This window comes from Anabaena sp. UHCC 0253, from assembly GCF_009712085.1.
GTDB lineage: Bacteria > Cyanobacteriota > Cyanobacteriia > Cyanobacteriales > Nostocaceae > Dolichospermum.
The window spans coordinates 132,585-157,553 of the sequence record NZ_VILD01000010.1 but is presented as its reverse complement, the minus strand read 5'-3'; the positions used below and the strand labels follow the sequence as shown (position 1 = coordinate 157,553).

Here is a 24,969-nt window from a genome sequence, read left to right as displayed (position 1 = left end):
CGTGAGCGGAGTAAAGCTGATCATAGTCACTGCGTTCTTTGGATCTGATAAGATCATATAAGCTTCTTCTATCAACTCTTTGCGAGAAGATATAGCTGCAATCGAATATTCCCGTCGCGGCAACTGGACAATGCGATCGCTGTATGCCTGTCGCAATTGTTCCTCACTGGCCGCTAACGGTAATCCTAAAATTCGGTAGTAATCGAGCGGAATTCGCACAGCTTACGTCCCCTGCACTGTGTTCTCGTAGCGTCTCATAATAATTAACATAATTCACCTAGATGATTCCAGGATTGTCAAACCGTCCCATAATCATAGCCTTATTAATACCGTGTTGATCTAGCACTATAAGTGTAGATAGTAACAGATATCTTATTTTATGCAGATAATTTTTTGATCTTTAGTCGGAAATTTTTGACTTATGGTGATATGAAATTTAGATTATCTACTATACCTTAAATTCCTAAATAATCCATTCTGAAGCTCGTTCACCTAAGTCCAGGGGGATACTAACTGCTTTACCCAGACGAGGACGCTCTTTTGTTTCTGTAATAAAAGTTTGCACTTGTTGTATTCCTCCTAAAGCATTGAGATAGTTAGCGATGCTATCAAGATGATCCTGGTAATCTGTTTCGCTTAAAGGGAAAGAGGCTTGGCCAAAGTATTTCCACATGATTTGCAGGAATATCTTTCCTTGGGTACGACGAAACTGGACATCATAAGGTTGTCCCCATTTATCAATCAACAGTTGACGTAATTCTTTTCCAGTCATACAAATTTGGTGATTGGTGATTGGTGATTGGTGATTGGTGATTGGGAAACTTATTTCCTGCTCCCCTGCTCCCCTGCTCCCCTGTTCCCTGTTCCCTGTTCCCTGTTCCCCTGTTCCCTGTTCCCTGTTCCCTGTTCCCCGTTCCCTGAGCTTATTTAGATTTTACATTTAGTTATGATGTTAAGTTCCGTAACTCAAGTATGATAAGGATATAAAGAAATGTAATGCTAACAGAAAAGATGCTAACTATCATCTGGCAACAAAGAAGTATGGCATCGCTGCGGGCGTTATTATTTCGATTCAGATAAGAGTGGCTCAAGTGCTGGTACTCTTGTCAAAATGCTTAATAAATTACACAAACAGCGCGTAGATTATGGCTCAATTTTCTGAATCAGCAGATGTACCCGATATGGGTCGTCGTCAATTCATGAACCTGCTTACTTTTGGGACTGTTACCGGAGTAGCTTTAGGTGCATTATATCCTGTTGTTAACTATTTCATTCCTCCTGCTAGTGGTGGCGCTAGTGGCGGTACAGTAGCAAAGAATGAATTGGGTAACGATGTTAGTGTTAGTGAATTTCTAGATAGCCATAATGTAGGCGATCGCACTTTAGTACAAGGACTAAAGGGAGATCCTACTTATATTGTAGTGCAAAGTAAAGAAGCGATCTCTGACTACGGGATTAATGCTATTTGTACTCACTTAGGTTGCGTTGTACCTTGGAACGTAGCTGAGAATAAGTTTAAATGCCCTTGTCATGGTTCACAATATGACGCTACAGGTAAAGTAATTCGTGGTCCTGCACCAAAATCCTTACCTTTAGCTCATGCCAAAGTTGAAGAAGACAAAATTCTGTTAACCCCTTGGACAGAAACTGACTTCCGCACCGGGGATGCCGCTTGGTGGGCTTAATTTCCACATTACACAAGTGCTGAGTCGTTAAGAGTGACTCTTCGATTCATTCTTGACAACTGACAACTGACAACTGACCACTGACAAATGACTTTATAGAGATGAGAAATGCCCGTACACCTGCGAGGTTAACTCGCACCGCTAAAGCGATGGTTAACACATTGCTAATAGCGATCGCTACCGTAACCTTTTTCTTCAGTAGCGATATTGCCATTCCACAAACTGCTGCTGCTTATCCATTCTGGGCCCAGGAAACCTATCCTGAAACTCCCCGCGAACCGACAGGACGGATTGTTTGTGCTAACTGTCACCTAGCGGCCAAACCTACAGAAGTGGAAGTTCCTCAATCTGTACTTCCTGATACCGTATTTAAAGCGATCGTCAAGATTCCCTACGATACCAGCGTGCAACAAGTAGGCGCTGATGGTTCTAAAGTTGGCTTAAATGTTGGTGCTGTATTAATGTTGCCCGACGGCTTCAAGATTGCGCCAGAAGATCGCATTCCGGAAGAAATGAAGGAAGAATTGGGTGATGTGACATTCACACCTTACGGCGACGACAAGGAAAATATCGTCATCGTTGGACCTCTACCCGGTGAAGAATATCAAGAAATTGTCTTCCCTGTTCTTTCTCCTAACCCTGCTACAGACAAAAATATCCACTTTGGTAAATACTCTGTTCATGTAGGCGCTAATCGTGGACGTGGACAACTTTACCCCACAGGTGAAAAAAGCAATAATAACGCTTACAACGCTTCTGCTACTGGTACAATTAGCACAATTGCTCAAACAGAAGATGAAGACGGTAACGTTAAGTATTTGGTCAACATCAAAACCGAAACTGGTGACGTTGTTACTGATACAGTTCCCGCCGGTCCTGAACTAATTGTTGCCCAAGGACAAGCAGTTAAAGATGGTGATGCTTTAACTAACAATCCTAACGTTGGTGGTTTTGGTCAAAAAGATGCAGAAATCGTCTTACAAGACTCCTCCAGAGTGGCGTGGTTAGTTGCTTTCATCTGTTTAGTGATGTTGGCACAAGTAATGCTAGTGCTGAAGAAGAAGCAAGTAGAAAAAGTCCAAGCGGCTGAAATGAATTTCTAAATTTAAGAGTCAGAACTATGATTTGGGTGATTATTTTGATTGATTAATCAGCAAAATCATGGTTCAGAATTCTTACAAATTCTTTGCTAAATCATCAGCTATGTGACAGGCTTTTTGCCTGTCCTTTTTTTAGGTAATTGGTGGTAAAAAATGGTAGAACCGACAAAATCGTTTCATGTTGATCATTTGTTGGTGCAGATTTACACTTCCGAAGTAGAAATGTCGGCAGATGTGGCTAAAATCACACACCAGTATTTACAAAATCTGCTGGAGAAACAGGATCAAGTTGCTATTTTATTGGCTACAGGTAACTCCCAAATTCAATTTTTGAATGCTTTAATTGCTTTAGGAGGAATAGATTGGTCACGAATAATTTTATTTCATTTAGATGAATATTTGGGCATTACATCAGATCATCCGGCGAGTTTTCGTCGTTATTTGCGGGAACGGGTAGAACAAAAGGTATGTCCCCAGAGATTTTATTATATAGAAGGGGATACATTACAACCACTAGCCGAGTGCGATCGCTATACTCAACTTCTAGAAAATCAACCAATAGACCTCTGCTGTTTAGGTATCGGTGAAAACGGTCATTTAGCATTTAATGACCCAGCAGTAGCAGATTTTCAAGACACTTCTAAAGTTAAACTTGTCAAACTTGATCATATCAACCGTCAGCAACAAGTAAATACCGGATATTTTCCCAACTTAGCAGCCGTTCCCCAATACGCATTTACTCTCACTATTCCCATGATTTGTACTACTGAAAAAATAATTTGTCTAGCACCAGCAACTAGAAAAGCTGAAGTAGTTAAAACCATGTTAATGGGAGATATTACCACTAATTGTCCAGCTTCTATTTTACGTCAACAACCTCAAGCCAGCTTATTTTTAGATATTAATTCTGCTAGTTTATTAGCTGATCATGAAGATTAAATTCTTGACTACGAGGTTAGCTATTACTTGTTAAATTAAATGGCCATCTTCCATACTAATAATCCTATCAGCAATATCTAAAATCCGGTTATCGTGAGTAACAATTAAAATAGTACAATTCTGTTCCTTAGCTAATTGCTGCATCAAATTAACCACATCGCGTCCGGATTTACTATCTAAAGCAGCCGTCGGTTCATCAGCTAATACTAACTTAGGATGACTAACCAAAGCACGAGCGATCGCTACCCGTTGCTTTTGTCCCCCAGAAAGATCAGCAGGATAATAATTAATTCTATCCCCTAATTTCACAGTATTAAGCATAGTTTCTGACTGTACATAAGATTCCCATTGAGAAATATTGCGTTGTAATTCCAAAGACATTTGGACATTTTGTCTAGCCGTTAAAAAGTCTAATAAATTATGGGCTTGAAAAATATAGCCAATGTGCCGACGGACTTGAACTAATTCCTCATTACTAGCATTTAATAATTCATATCCATTGAATTTCAAACTCCCCTCTTGTACAGAACGTAAACCACCAATTAGCGTTAGTAAAGTAGTTTTTCCTGAACCAGAAGGTCCCGTCATAATCACAATTTCTCCGGCTTTGATAGTCAAATTAATATCAAACAAAGTTTGAGTACGTAACTTACTATGACCAAAATAATGATTGAGATTTGTGATTTCTAAAATATTAGCAGCAGGTAAATATTGCATCATTAGTTAATTAAATATTTCTGCTGGATCTACTTTCCGCAGTTTATTTGTCGAAAAGAAACCAGAAGTTAAACACATAAAAATCACGGAAGTAAATACTAATAATCCCTTGCTTACATCCATAACAATCGGTAATTTAGTCGCATCTTTCGCAATATCATATAATCCCAGTGATATAGCAAACCCAGGAATATAACCTAAAATAGCTAAAATCAAAGCTTGCTGAAATACAACATTTAAAAGATATTTATTTCTAAATCCCATCGCTTTCAGCGTAGCAAATTGGACAAAATGGGTGGATATATTACTATAAAGAATTTGATAAACCACAATTACCCCAACCACAAAACCCATAATTACCATCAAATTAAAAACAAATCCAATCGGTGTTCTTAACGTCCAATAGCTTTTTTCAAACTCAATAAATTCTTGGCGTGTCATTACTATTATATCCTTAGGTAACTTAGCCGATAAAGTTGCCAAAATTGTTTGTGGATTAACATTAGGTTGGACATGAATTGCGCCAATATCTATCTCATTTGCTCTGCGTTCTGGAAAGATTTTCAAAAAAGTAGAAGAACTAACAATTAAATTACCATCAACACCAAAAGAAGGACCAAGACTAAATAAACCACTAACTTTAACCCTGTAACCAATAGTACCTAAATAACTAAATATTTCCATACTTAAAGGTTTATTCTTTTGAAAATATTCAGCAATTGGTCCAAATTCTGGGCGTGAAGCCCGATCAAAAAATACTTGATCAGGAATTTTTAGCAATTTAAAATCCTGTTCAACTTCCGGTAATTTAAAGATAGATTTAACTGGTTCAAATCCTAGTACATAAATAGGATATTTGCGGCCATTTATGGGATTTTTAAGTTTAGCAAATTGTACATATAAAGGTTCAACTGATTCTATGCCATTAAACCCTAATGTCTGATATAAACGACTGCGGGGAAAGCTTTGAGTAGAAGTCAAAGACTTATACTGGGAGCTAATTAAAAACAAATCACCCCGTAGATGTTTATGCACTTGAGTAGCACTAGCATAAAGAGCATCTTGAAACCCAATTTGCATAAACATCAAAACAGCAACAAAAGCAATACCAGCTAAAGCCACGAAAAAGCGCACTTTTTGTTTAACCAATTGTAGCCAAGCCAGGGGTATATTTAAAATCATAGTTCTAACAGTTTTATATCTGAATAAGTGCCTGTACTTGTAAATTAGTTAAACTAGAAACTCGTTGATTATCCGCTGAATTATCAATGCGAATTTTTACATCAACTATTTTATTATCTGTATCTGAACCAGGATTAGTATTAAAGATATTTTGTCTACCAACTTGCAAACCAATATCTGTAACTGTTCCCTTGATTTTTCCTGTAAAAGCTTCTCCAGTGATAGTTACCGATTGACCTAATCGGACTTTTTTGATATCAGTTTCGTAGACTTCTGCCACTACATACATTTGTTGTGTTTGTCCTAATTCAACTATGCCATTATTACCAATTGTTTCTCCTGGCCAGGCATTAATTTTTAGCACTTGACCATCAATGGGTGAACGAATAGAACTTAAATTTAGCTCTGCTTGAGCTTGTTGAACAGATGCTTTCGCACTTTCAACATTTGCTTTGGCTGCTTCCACATCTGTAGGACGAACTTCTGCAATACTATTGAGTCTAGCTTTAGATTCAGTTAACTGTTTTTCTAGAGTTTCTCTAGTACGTTGCAGACTAGCATTAGCTTCATTAAGTTGTTCTTGGACAGTATCCCTGCGTAACCTTTTCGTATCTGCATCAGAAGCAGAAATAGCACCATCTTGATATAATTTTTGATATCGTTGATTTTCAGTTTCGGAATTTTTTAATTCCGCTTCCAAACGAGCAATTGTCGCTTTTTGAGTAAAAACTGATCCCCTTAATTCAGCTTCTAAACGAGAAATTGTGGCTTTTTGAGCAGAAATATCACCTGTTTTTGCCCCTGCTGCTACTTGTTGAAAATTAGCTTGATTAACATCTACTTGTCGTTTTGCTTTTTCTAAAGCTGCAAGATTAGGACCATAACTGTCAAGAATTGCTACTACTTGTCCCTTGCGGATTTTGTCTCCTTTTTTGACTAGAAGTTTATCAACTCTTATCCCTGTTTGAGAATTAGGCGCAGATAAACGAATCACTTCTCCTTGGGGTTCTAAACGTCCTAAAGCCGCAATAGCAGTCATAGTAGGTAAGGGGTTAGAAATGCTAGAAGATACTGGAGAAACTGATTTAGAAGTTTCCTGAAAATATAAAAAACTATAGATAGATATTACACCAGTAGCTACAACACCCGCACTTGCGAATATTAGTGGCCACAAACTCACAGGTTTTATGAATGAGTGCTTTTCTTTGTGTACCATAATTTTGTTTTTTAAATTAGGAATATGACAGTAATTCTGACTCTCAAGAAGAGACAGAAAAGCCAGTACACTTGATAGCATCTCCTGACAACTTTTAGTAGCAGTATGATATTTGTAGTAAGATTTTAGTATTCCAACTATATCTAAAGTTCTCACCACAAAAATTAGTTAGTAATTCTGATCAACTAGTGATTAGATAAAATATTTAATGCCTAAACTCTTGATAGGTAATTGGTAATTAGTTGGTAGCTATTACCGATTACCAATATCAAAAGTTTATTTATTTAGGACTACCTCTTTTTCTTTTCTCTTCCGCATAATTGCCAAGTATTCACTGCGCGTTCCATCTACTCGATAATGATCACAAATTTGACACAATTTAAGAAGATCCAAGCGACTGAATATTTTTTGATGTTCAATCCCGTTGTCACTACGCCACCGCCAAAAGGTTGTTCTATCAATTCGACGATTGCTTTCAGGCCATCTTCTCCGTGATAAAAAGTCTACTAATTCATCTTCATAAAATGAGTAACCTTTTGGTAATTTGAGGAGGTCTTCACGTAACTCATTCAGTGGGATGAGTGGATCTAATTCAGATAGTCTCATACCAGCAATTCCTTATAGTTTTTGTAAGTCCAATATTGCAGAAGCCAAATAATGCAATACGATTAAATTGCATGAATTTATGCTGAAAGACTGTATATGATTGACAGTCTAAATTTCCCTGATTTATCACATAGAATAAACTGCTTTTTTCCGAATTTCAAGTTATATGCAACAATTGGGAAACAGGAAAGACAGAAATTAATTAATGGTAATTTCTGCATAAATCCTAGAGGATTTATATAGATGATTTTGCTTTACATATTCTTGATATTGTTTACATGGAAATAGATGTTATTTATCATGTTTTTCATTATCTCAAATTTTCGACTTTAGAACATAAAAAATATTTTTTTAATTCCTTAGATATATTTAGTAGTGACTATTTTTACAAAGACAAGAAAATCTTTCTGGGGATAGATGTAGTAATTGACTATTTAGGGTTAGAAACTATCAAACAATAATTACAGACTAAAACTTATATTTATCTCAATGTAAATTATCTTGTATTTTCAGAAAAATTGTTTTTTTTGAATATCGTTGATGATTTCTCTCCATATTCACCAGTTGTCAGGAATTCATTCTGAATTTTAATTTAATAATATGCAATACAATACTTGTCGCTTAACCCAACCTACCAAAATCGGCGTTGCTGAATTAGGGTATGAAATTCAAAAATCAATGATTTCAAACTCTTACTCTCTGTAGACTCTGCGCCTCTGCGTGTTCGCGCAGCGTGCCGTAGGCATAACAAAATCATACTTTTAATCAGCAACGCCCCAAAATCCTTAACCGAACAGTATTGATATGCAATATATATGCAACTTCTGTCAAAATGGCTAAAACTTAGATAATAATTGCTGTAATTGGATAAGCAAATATATTCTTATTTCTTCTGCGACTCTATCAATTTTACATTTGCAAGACTTTTAAAAAGTTGCACGTAAGTTGCCTATGAGTTGTGATAGAGTTGTCACCAAACTAAGGTTAATACAAAGGGCAAATAATTTATTGGCTACAGAATAAACTAGCCTAATCCATATTTAACCGCCACAAGATTCATTGTCTTAATTTATAGCCAATCATCAATTATCCACTTTCTGAGTGTTAGTTTCATGCTGAAAAATAATATATATAGGTTTATTTGTTCAGAACTTATCGCCATCATCAAACCTATATTTTTTAGCACTTCTTCACTCAAGTGGATGAAAAATATCAGATTCTAAGCACAAAATAAACTGCGGTTAACTTCTAGATATCCTGAGCAAAATAGTGAAATAAGATCATGGCTGCTTCCAAATTTGAAGCTGCTTTCGCACAGTTGCAAGCTGAAATTAGTAACTGTGAAAAGTCTGTACTCAAGATGATAATGGTGAAAAAGAATATGCCTGATACCACAAAGATGATTAGTGAAATTAATACCAAGTTGCAAACAACTAATGTGGCAATTATTGGGATGGCTTCTATTTTCCCCCAAGCGAAAAATTTACAGGAATATTGGCAAAATATTATTCAAAAAATTGATTGTATTACCGATGTTCCTGTTTCCCGGTGGCATATAGATGATTATTATGATCCTGACCCCAAAGCACCAGATAAAACTTATTGTAAACGGGGTGGTTTTTTACCAGATATTGATTTTAATCCCATGGATTTTGGTTTACCGCCAAACATTTTAGAGGTGACAGATATCTCTCAATTACTCGGTTTAGTAGTAGCAAAAGAGGCAATGGAAGATGCTGGTTATGGTGCATCTCGCCAATTTAATCATGAACGGACAGGGGTAATATTAGGAGTAGCAATTGGTAGACAATTGGCTGTTCCTTTGGGTGCAAGGTTGCAATATCCAGTTTGGGAAAAAGTCCTGAAAAATAGTGGTTTATCTGATGAAGATAGCCAAAAAATTATTGAAAAACTCAAAAGTGGATATGTGCAATGGGAAGAAAATGCCTTCCCCGGAATGTTAGCTAATGTGATTTCTGGACGCATTGCTAACAGGCTAGATTTAGGGGGAATGAACTGTGTAGTTGATGCAGCTTGCGCGAGTTCCTTGGGTGCGTTGAGAATGGCTATTAGCGAATTGGTAGAACATCGCGCCGACATGATGATAACTGGCGGTGTGGATACCGATAACTCAATTTTTGCCTATATGTGTTTCAGTAAAACCCCTGCTGTTTCCCCTGGGGATAAGGTAAAACCCTTTGATGCTGAGGCTGATGGGATGATGTTGGGTGAAGGTGTGGGAATGCTGGTACTCAAGCGCCTAGAAGATGCTCAACGAGATGGCGATCGCATCTATGCAGTCATTAAAGGTGTCGGTAGTTCTAGCGATGGTAAGTATAAAAGTATATATGCGCCCCGTCCCGAAGGTCAAATCAACGCCTTAACTCGTGCTTATTCGGACGCAGGAGTTTCCCCTGCTAGTGTGGGTTTAATTGAAGCACATGGTACGGGAACGATGGTAGGAGATCCCACAGAATTTACCTCAATTACTGCCGTTTTTGGGGAAAATAACCCGAAAAAACAGCATATTGCCTTGGGAACGGTAAAATCACAAATTGGACATACCAAAGCGGCAGCAGGTGCAGCTAGTCTCATTAAAGCGGCTTTGGCGCTGCATCACAAAGTCTTACCACCTACCATTAATGTTACCAAACCCCATCCCAAACTCGATATTGAGAACTCGCCGTTTTACTTAAATACTGAGACGAGACCTTGGGTAAGTCATCCTACTCAACCGCGAAGGGCGGGAGTCAGCGCCTTTGGTTTCGGTGGTACTAATTATCACGTTGTTATGGAAGAGTACCAACATGAACATCATCACCCTTACCGATTACATCATACTCCACAATCCCTACTGTTGTTTGCCCCTACCCCTTCAGAGTTGCTATCACGTTGTCAACAAATCCAGCAACAATTGCAGACTGAAGGTAAAGAAAAACACTACCAAGAATTGATTACGGAGTGCCAAACCGGGGAAATTCCTGTTAATTATGCCAGAGTTGGCTTTGTAGCTAATAATTTAGCGCAAGCAGAGAAATTTTTGCAAGTTGTCATAGAAGGGCTGAAACACAAGCCCGAAGCCGAATCATGGGAACACCCTCAAGGGATTTACTACCGCCAAACAGGGCTAGATACGACAGGTAAAGTGGTAGCTTTGTTTTCTGGACAAGGTTCACAATACCTAGAAATGGGGCGGGAATTGGTCATGAATTTCCCTTGCTTACGCCAAACTTATAGTCACATGGATAGCCTCCTTTGTGAAGATGGGTTACACCCCTTATCAGCCATAGTATTTCCACAGCCCGTTTTTGAGCAACAACAAAAGCAAATTCAGTTAGAAACATTACAGAAAACTGAATATGCACAACCAGCAATTGGCGTTTTTAGTGCCGGATTATATAAAATATTGCAACAAGCTGGATTTAAACCCGATTTTGTTGCCGGTCATAGCTTTGGAGAATTAACAGCTTTGTGGGTTGCAGGTGTGTTAAGTGAAGAAGATTATTTGTTCTTAGTTAAAGCTAGAGGACAAGCTATGGCTGCACCTGCAAATTCAGATTTTGATGCGGGGGGAATGTTAGCTGTTAAGGGAGATATTAGTCAGATTACGGAAGTAATTAAAAACTTTCCCCAAGTAGCAATTGCTAATAAAAATTCTCAGCAGCAAGTAGTATTAGCTGGGAAAAAAGTTGCAATTAGTCAAGTTCAAGAAGTCCTTAAAAATCAAGGGTTTTCTACTTTTTTATTAGGAGTTTCCGCAGCATTTCATACACCATTAGTATCTCATGCCCAAAAACCTTTTGCCCAAGCTATTGAAAAGGTAAATTTCAACGAAGCACAAATTCCAGTTTATACCAATGTTACAGGTGGATGTTATCCTCAAGAACCCCATGTTATTCAGAAAATCCTCAAAGAACAATTGTTAAATCAGGTATTATTTCAGCAAGAGATTGAAAATATCTATGCTGCTGGTGGTTATTGTTTTGTAGAATTTGGACCCAAAAATGTCCTTACCAACTTAGTAAAAGAAATTCTTAGGGATAAACCCCACATGGCTATAGCTGTAAATGCCAATCATACCAAAAATAGCGATCGCACTCTCCGAGAAGCAATAGTTCAATTACAGGTAGCTGGATTATCTTTGCAAAATCCAGACCCCTATCAAGTCACCACTAAAATTCCCGAAGTTCCTCCCAAAAAAGTTTTAAATGTGCGGTTAAATAGTACCAACATTACTGAAAAAACTCAAAAAGCCTTTGCGAAAGCTTTAGAAAATGATCATCATCTGGAAGTAGTATCTCCCTCGCCCAAACCCATAGTTCCAGAAAATCACCAAATCTCTGTTAACGACAAATTAGATCAAGTTGAAGTTCATCCGCAAAATTATGAAAAGGTTATTCACAGCTTAGAAAATTTTATCGCCGAATTTGGCCGACAACAAAGTGATATTATTCACGTTCATGAACAATCTTTGCAAAATCAAACAGAATACACAAAGGCATTTTCTCAACTAATGCAACAACAGTATTCATTATTAGGAAATACTGAAGTTACAGAACATCAATCCACAACTCAACAACTCGCAATTTCCAGTTCTGAACGGAATATGATGCGGTTTCATGATCATCAAGGTGATACCCTCCGCATTCATGAACAATATCTCAAATATCAACAAGAATACACCCAGCATTACTTTGAACTTCTGCAACAACATTATCATTTATTGACTCCAGAAAACAGAGTCATCAACTATGTAAATCATCCTCAATCCGATCATTTCTCAACCCCTAAAATTATTTCTTCTCCCCAAGTAAAAGAGGAACTCAAAGATGATCAAAAAACCATTACCGTAGTTCCCAAAGCCCCAATTAATATAGATAAAGCTACCCTTAGTCAAACTCTGCTAACCGTCGTCAGTGAAAAAACAGGCTACCCAGTAGAAATGTTAGAACTGTCAATGGATATGGAAGCAGATTTGGGAATTGATTCTATCAAACGGGTAGAAATTTTGGGAGGTTTATTAGAACTGTATCCTGATTTACCTCAACCTAACCCTGAAGAATTAGGTCAATTAAGAACATTGGAACAAATTGCAGAATATATGCAAACTTTAGTTCCAGATACACTGAAACAACAAGTGGAAATATCCACAGATTGTATTACCACAGAGGTATTACTAGAAGTTCCTCAACCGGAATTAATAACATCTACACCTGGAATTCAGGAACAGAAAACAGCAATAGAAATTCCCGAAAATCTAAGTCATATTCTGCTGACAGTTGTCAGTGAAAAGACAGGTTATCCGGTAGAAATGCTAGAACTGTCAATGGATATGGAAGCAGATTTAGGAATTGATTCTATCAAACGAGTCGAAATTTTGGGAGGTTTATTAGAACTATATCCCGACTTACCTAAACCCAATCCTGAAGAAATTGGAGAATTGAGAACTTTAGGCGAAATCGCTGATTATATGCAGCAGCAAGCCCAGGGAATGACTCAGTTATCTCATCAAGAAATAGCAGAGATCACCACCACTACATCCCCTGGAAATATCCGCCGTAGTATTGCCAAATTACAGCAACTTCCCATCCCAGATAGTTTAGAATTTTCCATTCCTGAAAACCACATTGTCTTAATAACTGATGATGGTTCTTCTACTACAGAGAAATTAGCCGAAAGCTTAATAGCTAAAGGTTGGAAAACGGTAATTTTAATTTTTCCTGGTATCCAGTCAACAGTTACAGAAAAAATCAATAGAGTAGTTTTAACTGATTGGTATGAAGACAGCTTACAACAACAGTTAAATCAAATTGCTGATAATTATGGTACTGTAGCTGCATTTATTCACCTCCACCCAGTCAATCAATTAGAAATAGAGAAATCTATTCTTCTTCATGTTTTTCTCATCGCCAAGTACCTAAAAGAACCACTTAATCAAGCCGCAAATTTAGGACGTAGTTGTTTTATTAACGTAGCCCGTTTAGATGGAGAATTTGGATTAGGAGAGACACATAATTTTAGTGCAATTGCTGGGGGATTATTCGGACTTAGTAAGAGTATTAACCAAGAATGGGAAAATGTATTTTGTCGTTCCCTTGACTTAAATCCAGACTTAGATTCAGACACATCTGTAAAACATATTCTTGCTGAAATTCATGACCCCAACTTGTTAATTCAAGAAGTAGGATATAGCAGCAAAGGTAGAGTTACCTTAATTGCCGATTCTACCCCATTAGCAACCACTAATTTTCCCCTACCAATTAGCAAAGACCAAGTATTTATAGTCAGTGGTGGCGCAAAAGGAATCACCGCCCAATGTGTAATTAAAATCGCCCAACAATATCAATGTAAATTTATTCTTTTAGGGCGTTCCAGTACAGAACCTGAACCAGTTTGGACAGAAGATTGCAAAAGTGAAGGAGAATTAAAACAGCGAATTCTAGAAAATTTCCAAGCCCAAGGGGAAAAACCTACACCAATAATGGTACAGAAAAAGTATCAGGTAATTTCCTCACAGCGAGAAATTCATAACACTCTTCAAGAAATTGCCAAAGCCGGAGGAAAAGCAGAATATTTAAGTGTAGATATTACCGACACAGCAATACTAGAATCAAAACTTGCAGATGTAATTGAACGTTTTGGTCCGGTAACTGGTATCATTCATGGTGCAGGAAACCTAGCTGATAAACGCATTGAGAAAAAATCAATTCAGGATTTTGAAAATGTTTATGCAGCCAAAGTTAAAGGTTTGGAAAATCTTCTCCATTGTGTACCAGCAAGTCAATTGCAATATTTAGTTTTGTTTTCTTCCGTAGTTGGATTTTATGGGAATGTAGGACAATCCGATTATGCCATAGCAAATGAAATTCTCAATAAATCTGCCCATTTAATTAAACATAATTACCCCAATTGTCATGTCATGGCTATTAACTGGGGACCTTGGGAAAGTGGCATGGTATCAGCAGAATTAAAGAAAGCTTTCGCGGAAAGAGGAATTGAAACTATTCCCATAGAAACAGGGACACAAATGTTAATTAATGAACTAACAAATGCTAATCAAGATCCAGTTCAATTAGTAATTGGTAGTCCCTTAGTTTATGTTCCTGCTAGTTTATCCCCTGAGTTAAAAACTTATCGGATTAAACGCCGATTAACATTAGCAGAAAACCCATTTTTACATGATCATGTAATCGCTAATCGTCCCGTACTTCCTGCGACTTGTGGGTTATTATGGATGACTAATGCTTGTGAACAACTATATCCTGGGTTTACAGCCTTTAGTTCTCCCAATTTCAAAGTCTTAAAAGGCATAGTTTTTGATCAAACCTTAGCAAGTGAATATATTTTAGAAATTCAAGAACTTGCTAAAACTGAAAATCAGGAAATAGAATTTGCTGTTAAGATTAGCAGTAAGACACCAGACGAAAAAACCCGATATCACTTCAGTACCAATCTGATTCTCAAGCGGGAAATTCCTACACCACCCAACTATGGAAACCTGAATTTTAATCAGGATGAAAACTTCCTGAAAACAAATCAAGAACTTTATCAAATAAATGCTGCTAGTCTATTTCATGGAATCACCTTTCAAGGTGTAAAAGCAGTTCTCAATACCAGCCCCAGTAAAATGACTATTGAATGCTGTTTAGCAGAACCAACAGCACAGCAACAGGGACAATTTCCCGTTCAAACATTCAATCCCTACATAGCAGATGTCCAGATTCATTCCCTTTGGGTTTGGACACAACACTTTCATCAAGTTGGCTGTTTACCATCAGAAATTAAGAACTTTGAACAGTTTGCAAAAGTTCCCTTTGGTGAAACATTTTATGTAACTTGTGAAGTCCAATCAAAAACAGAATCATCAGTCATTACAGATGTGATTACCTATAATCGCCAAGGACAAATTTATAATCGGATGATTGGCGCAAAAGGAACAATTTTACCAAATCAAATCGCCAAATATTAGCTATTTTTCATGCAGAGGTACAGAGAGAGTTTAAGAATTAGAAACTACGCAAAAAAACCTCCTGTTCTCTGCATTCTCTGAAATATACCTTCAATCCAAACGTTTCTCAAAATGGAGAATTATCATGATACCAATGCAACAAAATCAAAAATTAGCAATTATTGGCATGGATTGCGTGATCAGTAATTCATCAACATTAACTAAATTTGAACGTCTAATTTATGAAGGGAAACAAAGTCCAGTCACATCTGAAAATAATTCATCAACTCCTCTCAATCGAGAAATTATCAATTCTGCTTTAGAAAATGCTAAAATTAAACCAGCAACAAACCTAGCATTAATTACCATTTATCCCACAGAAGATTCAGCCAAATTAGCTAATTATATCTCTGCTGAATTAGCATTTTTCGCCGAAGAAAAATCTATTTTATCGGCTTTGAATTTAAGTCATAAGTTATTAACTACACAGCAAGTAGAAGCTGTTTTAATTGTAGGCATAGATAAAAATAACCCTCCAGAAATTAACATAGGTGTACATACTTTTAGTTATGAAGAAAACGCTAAAGGCATTATTAAAACAGCAGGTGCAGCCGCAGTAGTATTAAAACTGCATGAAACAGCCAAGCAACAAAACCATTGCATATATGCAGTTATTGATGGATTAAGTGTTGTCAAACATTCTGCACTTCACCCAGAAGCTGTTACTCAAGCTTGTCACAAAGCCTTTCAAATAGCAGATATCAAAGCCGCAGATATTGGTTATTTAGAAGTTGTTGCTAGTGGCATTCCCGACGCAGATACAGCAGAAATTCAAGGTTTAATATCAGCCTATCAAAGTGAGGAAGAAAATCTCAGTTGTGGACTTGGTAGTGTTAAAGCTAATATTGGCAGCACACAGGCCACAGCAGGTATATTTAGCATCATTAAAACCGCACTTTGTTTATATCATCGCTATATTCCTGCTGTTCCTCAATGGTGCAATCCTCAACAGCCAGAGATTTGGCGCAGGAGTCCATTTTATGTAGCGACAGAATCAAAACCTTGGTTTTTAGAATCTGGTGCGACTAAAAGAGTAGCGGCGGTAAATATCATGGAGGAAGATAATACTTATGGACATTTAATTTTATCAGAAGAACTCAGCCAAATAGAACGCAGTAGTAAATATTTGGAAGAAATGCCTTATTATTTATTTACTATTGCTGCTGGCGATCGCTCTTCTTTATTAGCACAAATTACGGCATTTCAACAAAATATTTCAGATTTCTCTTCTTTATCTCAACTAGCAATTCAGCATTTCCAACAATATCAAAAGTATCAAAAATCAACCTATGCCTTAGCTATTCTTGCCCGACATCCAGAAGAATTAAACCGAGAGATTGAAAGGGCAATTCAGGGCGTAAATATTGCTTTTGAGACTGGCAAAGATTGGCAAACTCCACTTGGTAGTTATTTTACAGTTAAACCCCAAGGAAAAAAAGGTCATGTTGCTTTTGTTTATCCCGGATCTTTTACTTCTTATATCGGAATAGGAAGAAATATTTTCCGTCTTTTCCCCCAATTGTATGATGATGTTGTAATTAGAAGTGTTTACAATCGAGTCGCTAACATTGAAAAAATTCTTTATCCTCGTAGCCTCAATAAATTATCAAAAAGACAATTAGAAACTATCGAACAAAAATTAATAGATGATCCAGTTTCTATGCTGGAATCAGAAGTTGGTTTAGCAGGATTGATGACAGCAATTCTCAAAAATTATTTTCAGATTCAATCCCCTTATGCTTTTGGATATAGCCTTGGTGAAACTAGCATGATGTTAGCACAAGGTATTTGGACGAGCTTCAAGAGTACCAGTGATTATTTGAATTCATCTCCTCTATTTAGAACTCGATTATCTGGACCTAAAAATGCAGTTCGTCAGCATTGGGGATTACCGCTAATTCATGAAGGTAAAAGTGAAGAATTTTGGAGTAACTACATTTTAATATGTTCTGCGTCCCAGGTACGAGAAGTTCTCAAAAATGAACAACGGGTTTATATGCCTTTAATTAATACACCTGAAGAAGTAGTAATTGCTGGTGAAACTCAAGCTTGCAAAAGAGTTATTGAAACTTTAAAATGTGACGCTTTTCCGACATCAATTAATCATGTAATTCATTGTGAACCAATGCACTCTGAATATGATGAATTTGTCAAAGTTAATACCCTACCCACTCAAACAAATTCAAAAACAACTTTCTATTCTGCCGCAGAATACGCAACCGTCGAAATTGATAGTCATTTAATCGGTAAAAATATTGCCAAGTCCCTGTGCCAACAACTTGATTTTCCTCGTTTAGTCAATCATGTTTATAATGACAACATCAGAATTTTTATTGAAGTTGGTGTTGGCAGTAATTGTAGTCGCTGGATTAGCGAAATCCTCAAACAAAAAGAACATCTGACTGTATCTCTGAATCGTCGAGGTGTAGATGATCATACTTCTATTATCAAAGCATTAGCCAAGCTGTTTAGTCATCGAGTTGAGTTAGATTTATCACCTTTATATTCTCTGCCAAATATCAAATTGGATCAAGATATTCCCGCCAAAAATCAGTCAATTCTACCAAATCCTTCTTTATTTAATTATGAACACAGGCTTAAATCAATTCCTCACTATCCAGAATTACATGATAACAATGCCCGTCTAGCCAAAGCACACGATTTTTTATTGCAGTCCCGCCAAACATCACTTCAACAACTAAGTTTATTTCTCCAACAGCAGCTAGATTTATACAAAAAAATGGTTATACAAGCAAAAACTACAAAGTAGAACTAGTCAAAATTTACAAAATTAGTGGAGTTAAATAGCGTGTTTAATTCATCAAAGATGTTGAATCAACATCAACTTAAGTTTCCTTATTCAATGAATAACAATTATCAAGCATGGAAAGGTGATTTAAATACCGTATCTTTTGATGCAAAAAACATTAAAAGTAAACTGATGAATTTGGATTACCCTTGTTATATTCTGAATAAAGAAGGACTAATTGGTATTAGCAATCAGGGAAGTTTATCCTATGCTATTAATGGTAACAGTAATCAGTTGGAAATGCTTTTATCTGTTCCTGCTATCGGCTTTCATCAATTAGGTGATCCAAGCTTTCTAGAATTTTATGGTGTAAAATATGCTTATGCAACTGGAGCAATGGCTCAAGGTATTGCATCTGAAGAAATGGTTATTGCCCTGGGAAAAGCAAATGTTTTAAGCTCATTTGGTGCAGGAGGTTTATCTCCTTCTCGTGTAGAAACAGCTATTCATAAAATTCAACAAGCTTTACATAACAAACCTTATGCTTTTAACTTACTTCATAGCCCTAGTGAACCAGCTATTGAACGGCGATTAATTGATTTATATTTACAGCATCAAATTCGCATCATTGAAGCCTCTGCATTTTTAGATTTGACTGATAATATAGTCTACTATCGAGCGGCTGGACTCAGTTTAAATTCAGCTAATCAAATCGAAATTAAAAATAAAATCATCGCCAAAGTTTCCCGTCGAGAAGTTGCAACTAAATTTCTCCAACCTGCACCCATAAAAATTCTGTCACAATTAGTTGAAAAAGGATTAATTAGTGAATTACAAGCAACTCTAGCTGCTAAAATTCCCATAGCTGATGATATTACCGTAGAAGCAGATTCAGGAGGACATACAGATAATCGTCCCTTAGTTTGTTTATTACCTTCTATCTTAGAATTAAGAGATGAAATTCAGCGTCAATATGGTTATGAACAACCTGTAAGAATTGGTGTAGCTGGCGGAATTTCTACACCCCAATCAGCACTAGCCGCTTTTATGATGGGTGCAGCCTATATTGTCACAGGTTCTATTAATCAAGCTTGCGTTGAAGCTGGTACTTCTGAATATACAAAAAAGCTTTTAGCTGAAGCAGAAATGACTGATGTAATGATGGCTCCAGCGGCTGATATGTTTGAAATGGGCGTAAAATTGCAAGTTCTCAAACGGGGAACTCTCTTCCCTCTCCGCGCTCAAAAATTATGGGAATTATACAGAAATTATAATTCAATTACCGAAATTCCCCCAGATGAAATAGAAAAGTTAGAAAAACAAATTTTGCGAAAAACAATTGCGGAAATTTGGCAAGAAACATCTACTTATTTATCCCAACGTAATCCAGAGAAATTAAGTAAAGCAACTAACAATCCTAAGCTAAAAATGGCGTTAATATTTCGCTGGTATTTAGGATTATCTTCTCGGTGGTCTAATACTGGAGAAAAAGGTCGGGAAATAGATTATCAAATCTGGTGTGGTCCAGCAATGGGTAGTTTTAATAATTGGGTACGTGGTTCTTATTTAGCTGATATCAATAATCGTCGAGTAGTGGATGTAGCTGATCAAATTATGACAGGAGCAGCTTATTTATATCGCATTCAAAATTTAAAAGTTCAAGGTTTACAAATGCCAGAAGAATACAGCCAATATCATCCACAAAGTTTGTAGTTAGCACTTGAGTGCTATAAGTGAGGGATAAATCCCTCACTACCAACAATTTTGAAAATTCTCATTTAGCCAAAGGTGATCAATATGGCTGTAAATAGAAAATTGGGACATATAGAACAAACAATGGAAATTTTGAATCACCGGGCTAAAACATGGAATTTAGTTACTATTAGCCGGATTAAAGGAACTATTGAAGATACAGTTTTGAAACAGTCTTTAGAGATGATTCAATCTCGTCATCCTGCGCTAAATTATCACATTATTAATTTTAGAAATTCCTACTATTTTCAGTCCGCAGGTACAGGAAAACTTCCTTTTCAACTTGTTAATATTGTGGATATTCATGAATGGGAAGAAGTTGTTAATGCAGAAATGAATCAGGTAATTGATAGTAGTAAATATTTAATGAGAGTTGTACTTGTAAAAGTAGAAAATCAAGAAAATATTAATTATCTAATTACAACTACTCATCATGCAATTACCGATGGTTTGTCAAGCATCCAACTGCATTCAGAAATTTTAACTTATTGTCATAAAATTACCGCGGGTGAGTCAATTAAAGCCGTTACTAAGTTAGAAGCTCTACCCCCAATTGAAAAATTGTTACCTGCTTGGACAAATAGTTTCCAAGGAAAGATAGGTAGAATTTATTTACTATTAAAGATTGCATTTAAAAAATACTGGAATCAACCAAAAACATTACCAGTAGAAAAGTATGTTCCCATTTCTCAGCGTCGTTGTGAAATTATTCACAGACAATTGAATCAAAAATCAACACAACAGTTTATTCAGCAATGCAAACAGGAAAATACTACAGTACAAAGTGCTTTATGTGCAGCCTTACTGTTGACAGTATCTAGGCAACTTATAAAAAGTACAGAAAATAATATCCAAGTAAGTTGTTTATCATATTTGGATTTAAGAAGACGCTTACAACCTGCAATCAGCGAAGAAAATATGACAGTTTTAGCAGGCTCTTTAATGGGATTTTATAAAATTACAAATAACATTTCTATTTGGGAGTTAGCTCGGCAAGTACAAGATACTTTAACTAGACAAATTAAACAAGGAGAGATTTTTCAAATGATATCTTTAGCTAAACAACTTATAGATTTCTCTTTGTTATTCCCAAATCAAGTATCTGCTACGGTTTCTGTTTCTAATGTTGGTAAAGTCAAGATTCCTCATCAGTATGGGGAATTAGAAATAGAAGAAATTAGTTTTGCTGGTTCTCATGCTTTATCAGCAGGAATGTTTATTGTTCATGCGGCTACATTTCAGGAAAAAATGAACCTAAATTTTGTATTTTCTCAACCTTCACTTCAGCGAAAAACTATGGAAAACATTGTTGATCATTGTATTTCTTATATTCGGGAAATCTCATTCCCTTATTTAATAACTGGAGGTACATAAATGAGCAATAATCTTTCCAATCAGGATAATACCACTAAAATTCAAGCTTGGTTAGTTGCGGAAATATCCTCTTTACTAGGGGTTGTACCCGAAGAAATAGATATTCGTGAACCTTTAGATAGCTATGGTTTAGACTCAGCACAAACTATGATTATAGCTAGTAAAGCCGAAAAATTTCTGGGATTTAAATTATCACTTATCCATCTTTGGTATTACCCTACCATTGAAGAACTTTCTCTCAGACTATCTGAAGAATTAGAAGATTTACAGTCAGATATTATCCAGATGTAACCTCTACAAATTCTGTTTAATTTCTGACAAGTATGTTAGTTTTTCCTCCTTGATTATTGGGACACTTTGCCAGATTAGGACAACCCTAATTTAGCTAGGTGTCCTCTTTCCTAAGTTCTTATTTTCAAACAAGAGAGATTTAGTTATGAACGCAGCAGAAATTTTAGCAAAACTAACTCAGCAAGGTGTAGTATTTTGGGCAGAAAATAGCAAACTGAATATTCGTTCTCCCAAGGGAGTAATTACTCCGGAAATACAGTTAGAAATATCTACATATAAAGCAGATATTTTGGCATTAATCCAGGAGATGAATGTTTCTTCTAAAGTTGCCAATGAACCATTAATTCAAGGAATTAGTTTACAAACTATTGGTAAATTAATTGGTGGTTTTTCTGGAGAATCACCCGCAGGATACCAACCCCCAATTATTAATCCTAAGTTCATGGCTGAAAACTTAAAGGTTACTTTTAGACCTTTACCTAATAATTATCATAATCAGGTTATTATTCAATTTCGCCAAAAATTATCGTTTTGTCTGCAAAAATATGGTGTAAAGGTCATACCTTGGAAAGAAGCAACGACGGAATTACAACACAAAATTAAAATTCCCATTATTAATTCATATCAATCTTTTAAAATCCAAGGAGTCAGATCAGATATTGATGCGGTAATAGATGTAGAAAGACCGAACTCATGGTTACGAAAAATAGGAATATTTGTAGCAGAAAATTGGTATAAACTATCTTATAATTGGCTCAAAGAAAAACAACAAATGTCTGTTGTTCAAATTGCTAAATTGAGTAGCTGGGCTGAGGATCATGCGGCTAAATATGTTGAAGATCCTACTAATACACAAGTAATCATTCTGACTGACATAGATCATAAATTTGTGAGTCCACTTACACCTTACACAGAAAAAATCCGGATTGGTATCAATACACTAATTAAGACTTTCTCGGAAATTGTGATCGGTGTATCTAACGAAAAAATTTCTATTCTCAATATGAATCTTTCTGATTCTAAGTTTGATCAATATGAAATTGAAGATTTTGTTTTAAAATCACTTATACCTAAAGTATTTGTGCCTATTACTCCATTGTTAATTAGTCGCTTTGAAGTAGGGGAATATAATCCTCATTTATCAAGTTATGCTCATAATTTAGTCAAGTTAGGGCAAGAATTAGCATCTACCGGTTTATTTCCCAGCGGCTTTAAATTAGCTGATGTTATTAAGAGAAAATCCCATAGAGATATTGTTGATGTAATCGTGAATGGTAGAACTGGGGTATCTTACGGTTTTGTAGCTTATGCTGAACCTCCTCATTATGTAGGTAAACCAGAAATTACTTTTGATGAATGGGAGACTTTATTACCTGTAGTTGGATTTAGTAGTGAAGAACTTCGTCAAAATGCGGAAGGTAGACGTTATATAAAATTGAATATTAATGCAGAACAAAGATTTAAGCAAATACCTGATATTTGGTTAGTTAGTTCTCGTTCTGGTGGCAATAAAACAGATTTAAATATTGATTGTGATATTCTTCGCATCGGTTTACAAGATAAGTTGCATTTGCAACTACCATTAGAAAGTCAATCAAAGAAGGTAGATATTAAACCTTCTTATGATATCTATGTTATGTTGGCTATTAGTTTAGGTGCGGCTCTATACACGCCCGAATTAATTGCCAATGGAGCGCCCATAGTTCACTTTCATGGCTATCCTGATTTTGATTGGTTTCAAGAAAAAGAATACTGTGTTGGGGTGAATAATCCTTCTGTGCCTTGTGGTACGTATGAATCCGGAGTTTTCAATTTTTTAGGTATTGCTAATTTAGATAATCAAATAATAAATAATGTGAATTTAATTAGTTTAGTAGAACCAGATCATGGTACAAACTTTATTGCCCACGATTTAGAGTATTTAATCAGTAGGTTAAAAACTGGGTGCTTAACTGGACAAATTGAACTCGGTGGTAAACATTTTCCTTCTCTGAAAAATAGGTGATAGACAAGGGGGCAGGGGGAAACAGCGACAGCTATGCTCCTGCGTCCTAAATTCTGCTATATGCCGGCTGGATAAATGTCCATCTTTGCGCCATTAAGGGAGAATTATGGCAGGATGGAAAGAAGCCCGTGCAACACCCCAGAAACTTAGGTTTGATCACCGAAGATAAAAAAGGGTGGTATTCCTGGTGGGAAACTGTTAATAAGATTCTTAGTTTCCCATTGTCAACACAAATGTTGGCGGAAGGGATGTATTATGCTTTGAATGTTAGTTAATCGCGGAACACTCTATATATACTCCCAACCTTGACTAGGAAATGAATCCAGAAAACTCAGAAACTTACATAAATCATCCAACTTGGGGTTTACTCTATAGGATCTGTATGGTTGATGAGAACCAGGATCTGTTTACCACACTCTATGCCCAACGCTTATTTTTTCTGGTGACAAATGATCTGAAAGTCCTGAAATTTCAGCCTATTGGCAGGACTGAAGCGAGAATGATGCTGGAAAATCGTTTACGTACTTTGCGCCGCAGTGGTAACTCCCAGGAGTACGAGCAACTTCAAAGTGTTTTCCAGCGTACATTCCAATGAGTAGTTCAATTAGCGATCGCTCCGATTGCCTTAGACACCGCCTTGCTAATATTCGCGCCTCACTACCACCTACAGTGAGGTTGATTGCTGTTACTAAAAGAGTATCTACTGAATTGATGCGGGAAGCTTACGCCGCAGGAATTCGTGATTTTGCAGAAAGTCGTATCCAAGAAGCTGCCAGTAAACAAGCCGAGTTACAAGAACTATCGGATATTACCTGGCACTTAATTGGACATTTACAAACTAATAAGGCAAAAAAGGCCTTAGAACTATTTCCATGGATTCACTCCGTTGATAACTTGCCGCTGGCACAACGCTTAAACACTCTAGCTCAAGAACTCGGAGTGAATCCAAATGTCTGTTTACAAGTCAAAATTCTCCCTGATGCGAATAAATCTGGTTGGATGATTCCAGAATTATTCGCTGACTTGGCAGCACTCAATCAATGTCAAAATTTACAAATTCAAGGTTTGATGACAATTCCCCCTCTAGGGTTAGAGGATGAAGAAATATTGAATGTGTTTAACCGGACTAGTGAATTAGCGCAAGAGATTCAATCACAACACTACTCCAATATTACAATGCAGCACTTATCCATGGGGATGTCTGGAGATTACCAGTTGGCAGTGCAAGCCGGAGCAACGATGGTAAGATTAGGTACAATTTTGTTTGGTCAACGCTCTTAGTTATGACTTTTGCTATGGTGATGGACAAGATGATTGACAAGAGTTTGAGAAGTTATATTGCCCA

The 24,969-nt window shown here is 36.6% G+C and carries 17 protein-coding genes and 1 pseudogene; 12 read left to right on the top strand and 6 right to left on the bottom strand.

All coding sequences use genetic code 11. The features are described from left to right. Window positions 1–219: pseudogene (locus tag FJR38_RS28775) on the bottom strand (J domain-containing protein); the annotation flags it as partial. Between the two features lie 244 nt (window positions 220–463). After that, window positions 464–772: a DUF3067 family protein gene (locus tag FJR38_RS23575; protein WP_168498314.1), complete on the bottom strand. Its 309-nt coding sequence runs from the start codon at window positions 770–772 to the stop codon at window positions 464–466. A gap of 373 nt (window positions 773–1,145) precedes the next feature. On the opposite strand from FJR38_RS23575, the gene petC reads away from it, so the two are divergent. The 3 genes from petC (at window position 1,146) to FJR38_RS23560 (ending at window position 3,724) form a co-directional block, all read left to right on the top strand. After that, window positions 1,146–1,685, top strand: coding sequence for a cytochrome b6-f complex iron-sulfur subunit (gene petC, locus FJR38_RS23570; protein WP_168498316.1), 540 nt, complete (start codon window positions 1,146–1,148; stop codon window positions 1,683–1,685). Between the two features lie 101 nt (window positions 1,686–1,786). Beyond that, window positions 1,787–2,788, top strand: coding sequence for a cytochrome f (gene petA, locus FJR38_RS23565; RefSeq protein WP_168498318.1), 1,002 nt, complete (start codon window positions 1,787–1,789; stop codon window positions 2,786–2,788). Between the two features lie 150 nt (window positions 2,789–2,938). Then, window positions 2,939–3,724 (top strand): glucosamine-6-phosphate deaminase, encoded by a 786-nt coding sequence (locus FJR38_RS23560; RefSeq protein WP_168539751.1) that lies wholly within the window; start codon window positions 2,939–2,941, stop codon window positions 3,722–3,724. A 30-nt stretch (window positions 3,725–3,754) separates the two neighbouring features. On the opposite strand, the gene FJR38_RS23555 is transcribed toward FJR38_RS23560, so the two are convergent. The 4 genes from FJR38_RS23555 to FJR38_RS23540 all read right to left on the bottom strand — a co-directional run bounded on the left by FJR38_RS23555 (window position 3,755) and on the right by FJR38_RS23540 (window position 7,445). Then, window positions 3,755–4,441, bottom strand: coding sequence for a DevA family ABC transporter ATP-binding protein (locus tag FJR38_RS23555; RefSeq protein ID WP_168498328.1), 687 nt, complete (start codon window positions 4,439–4,441; stop codon window positions 3,755–3,757). A 6-nt stretch (window positions 4,442–4,447) separates the two neighbouring features. Further along, on the bottom strand, window positions 4,448–5,623 hold the full coding sequence (devC, locus tag FJR38_RS23550) for an ABC transporter permease DevC (protein ID WP_168498322.1): 1,176 nt from the start codon (window positions 5,621–5,623) through the stop codon (window positions 4,448–4,450). Window positions 5,624–5,636: 13 nt separating this feature from the next. After that, window positions 5,637–6,839: an ABC exporter membrane fusion protein gene (locus tag FJR38_RS23545; protein ID WP_168539749.1), complete on the bottom strand. Its 1,203-nt coding sequence runs from the start codon at window positions 6,837–6,839 to the stop codon at window positions 5,637–5,639. Between the two features lie 276 nt (window positions 6,840–7,115). Next, window positions 7,116–7,445 carry a hypothetical protein gene (locus FJR38_RS23540; RefSeq protein WP_168497174.1) on the bottom strand — a complete coding sequence of 110 codons (330 nt, stop codon included), beginning with the start codon at window positions 7,443–7,445 and terminating at the stop codon, window positions 7,116–7,118. 278 nt (window positions 7,446–7,723) lie between these two features. Here FJR38_RS23540 and FJR38_RS23535 point away from each other — a divergent pair, with 278 nt between their 5' ends. The 9 genes from FJR38_RS23535 (at window position 7,724) to FJR38_RS23495 (ending at window position 24,905) form a co-directional block, all read left to right on the top strand. Continuing rightward, a complete protein-coding gene (locus tag FJR38_RS23535) occupies window positions 7,724–7,906 on the top strand; it encodes a hypothetical protein (RefSeq protein WP_168539747.1) in 183 nt (60 codons plus the stop codon). 821 nt (window positions 7,907–8,727) lie between these two features. Continuing rightward, window positions 8,728–15,414 carry a type I polyketide synthase gene (locus FJR38_RS23530; RefSeq protein ID WP_168539745.1) on the top strand — a complete coding sequence of 2,229 codons (6,687 nt, stop codon included), beginning with the start codon at window positions 8,728–8,730 and terminating at the stop codon, window positions 15,412–15,414. 124 nt (window positions 15,415–15,538) lie between these two features. After that, entirely contained in the window at window positions 15,539–18,223 is a 2,685-nt protein-coding gene (locus tag FJR38_RS23525) for a PfaB family protein (protein ID WP_168539743.1), read from the top strand. Between the two features lie 93 nt (window positions 18,224–18,316). Next, on the top strand, window positions 18,317–19,915 hold the full coding sequence (locus FJR38_RS23520; protein ID WP_371418276.1) for a PfaD family polyunsaturated fatty acid/polyketide biosynthesis protein: 1,599 nt from the start codon (window positions 18,317–18,319) through the stop codon (window positions 19,913–19,915). A gap of 84 nt (window positions 19,916–19,999) precedes the next feature. Continuing rightward, entirely contained in the window at window positions 20,000–21,328 is a 1,329-nt protein-coding gene (locus tag FJR38_RS23515) for a condensation domain-containing protein (protein ID WP_168497166.1), read from the top strand. Continuing rightward, window positions 21,329–21,619, top strand: coding sequence for a phosphopantetheine-binding protein (locus tag FJR38_RS23510; protein ID WP_168497165.1), 291 nt, complete (start codon window positions 21,329–21,331; stop codon window positions 21,617–21,619). A gap of 145 nt (window positions 21,620–21,764) precedes the next feature. Further along, window positions 21,765–23,624 (top strand): hypothetical protein, encoded by a 1,860-nt coding sequence (locus tag FJR38_RS23505; RefSeq protein WP_168497163.1) that lies wholly within the window; start codon window positions 21,765–21,767, stop codon window positions 23,622–23,624. Between the two features lie 316 nt (window positions 23,625–23,940). Further along, on the top strand, window positions 23,941–24,219 hold the full coding sequence (gene pipX / locus FJR38_RS23500) for a transcriptional coactivator PipX (protein WP_168497161.1): 279 nt from the start codon (window positions 23,941–23,943) through the stop codon (window positions 24,217–24,219). After that, window positions 24,216–24,905 (top strand): YggS family pyridoxal phosphate-dependent enzyme, encoded by a 690-nt coding sequence (locus FJR38_RS23495; protein WP_168497159.1) that lies wholly within the window; start codon window positions 24,216–24,218, stop codon window positions 24,903–24,905. Before pipX ends, FJR38_RS23495 begins: the two co-directional genes overlap by 4 nt. Window positions 24,906–24,969 lie beyond the last annotated feature (64 nt).

Coding starts and splice junctions, on each gene's coding strand:
- FJR38_RS23575 (WP_168498314.1), bottom strand. CDS start 772: ATGACTGGAAAAGAATTACGTCAACTGTTGATTGATAAATGGGGACAA.
- petC (WP_168498316.1), top strand. CDS start 1,146: ATGGCTCAATTTTCTGAATCAGCAGATGTACCCGATATGGGTCGTCGT.
- petA (WP_168498318.1), top strand. CDS start 1,787: ATGAGAAATGCCCGTACACCTGCGAGGTTAACTCGCACCGCTAAAGCG.
- FJR38_RS23560 (WP_168539751.1), top strand. CDS start 2,939: ATGGTAGAACCGACAAAATCGTTTCATGTTGATCATTTGTTGGTGCAG.
- FJR38_RS23555 (WP_168498328.1), bottom strand. CDS start 4,441: ATGCAATATTTACCTGCTGCTAATATTTTAGAAATCACAAATCTCAAT.
- devC (WP_168498322.1), bottom strand. CDS start 5,623: ATGATTTTAAATATACCCCTGGCTTGGCTACAATTGGTTAAACAAAAA.
- FJR38_RS23545 (WP_168539749.1), bottom strand. CDS start 6,839: ATGGTACACAAAGAAAAGCACTCATTCATAAAACCTGTGAGTTTGTGG.
- FJR38_RS23540 (WP_168497174.1), bottom strand. CDS start 7,445: ATGAGACTATCTGAATTAGATCCACTCATCCCACTGAATGAGTTACGT.
- FJR38_RS23535 (WP_168539747.1), top strand. CDS start 7,724: ATGGAAATAGATGTTATTTATCATGTTTTTCATTATCTCAAATTTTCG.
- FJR38_RS23530 (WP_168539745.1), top strand. CDS start 8,728: ATGGCTGCTTCCAAATTTGAAGCTGCTTTCGCACAGTTGCAAGCTGAA.
- FJR38_RS23525 (WP_168539743.1), top strand. CDS start 15,539: ATGATACCAATGCAACAAAATCAAAAATTAGCAATTATTGGCATGGAT.
- FJR38_RS23520 (WP_371418276.1), top strand. CDS start 18,317: ATGAATAACAATTATCAAGCATGGAAAGGTGATTTAAATACCGTATCT.
- FJR38_RS23515 (WP_168497166.1), top strand. CDS start 20,000: ATGGCTGTAAATAGAAAATTGGGACATATAGAACAAACAATGGAAATT.
- FJR38_RS23510 (WP_168497165.1), top strand. CDS start 21,329: ATGAGCAATAATCTTTCCAATCAGGATAATACCACTAAAATTCAAGCT.
- FJR38_RS23505 (WP_168497163.1), top strand. CDS start 21,765: ATGAACGCAGCAGAAATTTTAGCAAAACTAACTCAGCAAGGTGTAGTA.
- pipX (WP_168497161.1), top strand. CDS start 23,941: ATGAATCCAGAAAACTCAGAAACTTACATAAATCATCCAACTTGGGGT.
- FJR38_RS23495 (WP_168497159.1), top strand. CDS start 24,216: ATGAGTAGTTCAATTAGCGATCGCTCCGATTGCCTTAGACACCGCCTT.